2 protein-coding genes are annotated in these 1,076 nt (G+C 62.2%); both read left to right on the top strand.

Annotated elements, in window-relative coordinates; genetic code table 11:
• Positions 1 to 168: hypothetical protein (locus GY725_21455; protein MCP4006755.1), on the top strand; the 168-nt coding region annotated here is incomplete at its 5' end.
• A gap of 3 nt (positions 169 to 171) precedes the next feature.
• A partial coding sequence (gene nrfD / locus GY725_21450; GenBank protein MCP4006754.1) for a polysulfide reductase NrfD occupies positions 172 to 1,076 on the top strand: 905 nt, incomplete at its 3' end.

Raw genomic sequence — 1,076 nt, 5'->3', positions numbered from 1 at the left:
GTCCAGTCGTGCCCGGCCGGAGCCATCGTCTTCGGGGACATGAAGGATCCCGAAAGCAAGCTATCCCACCAGAAGCACGACCCACGGCACTACGTCGTGCTGGAAGAGCTCGGCGTCAAACCTGTCGTCGGGTATCTCACGCTGGTGCGAAACCGCGAGGATGCGTGATCGATGAGTGACGCCGCGACAGCACTGCGCCTTCCTCTCGTCGAAGGCAACAAGCAACCGGCCGACGTGACAAACGATGTCTGCCGGCCCCTGGAGAACAGTCCGTCGCCCCTGTGGTGGATCGGCATGGCCCTCTCTCTGTCGGCTCTGGCCCTCGGAGTCGCGGCGGTGAGCTATCTGCTGATGACGGGTATCGGGGTCTGGGGTCTCAATCGTACCGTCGGATGGGGCTTCGACATCACGAACTTCGTCTTCTGGATCGGCATCGGCCACGCGGGCACGCTGATCTCGGCCGTGCTGTTCCTGTTCCGCCAGCGCTGGCGAACGGCGGTGAACCGCTCCGCGGAGGCAATGACGATCTTCGCCGTGATGTGCGCGGGGCTGTTCCCGCTGATTCACATGGGCCGCCCCTGGCTGGCATTCTTCGTGTTTCCCTACCCCAACACCCGCGGCTCGTTGTGGATCAACTTCCGCTCGGCGCTGTGCTGGGATGTTTTCGCCGTCTCGACGTACTTCCTGGTTTCGCTGTCATTCTGGTACATCGGGATGCTCCCCGATCTGGCTACGCTACGGGACCGCACGAAATCGAAACTAAAGCGCACGCTGTTCGGCATATTCAGCCTGGGCTGGAGCGGTTCGTCACGGACGTGGATGCGCTACGAGACGGTGTACATGCTTCTCGCCGGCCTGGCGACGCCACTGGTCTTCTCGGTGCACACCATCGTCAGCTTCGACTTCGCGACGTCGGTGATTCCGGGATGGCACACGACAATCTTCCCGCCCTATTTCGTCGCCGGCGCGATCTTCTCCGGGCTGGCGATGGTTTTGACGCTGATGCTGATCGCGCGCAAAGTGATGCGGCTGGAGGCCTACATCACGGTTGGCCACGTCAGCTCGATGTGCAAGCT

It is taken from the genome of bacterium (genome assembly GCA_024226335.1).
Classification (GTDB): Bacteria; Myxococcota_A; UBA9160; order SZUA-336; family SZUA-336; genus JAAELY01.
Note: the sequence above shows the minus strand (reverse complement) of the source record. Positions and strands in the feature narration are given on the sequence as shown.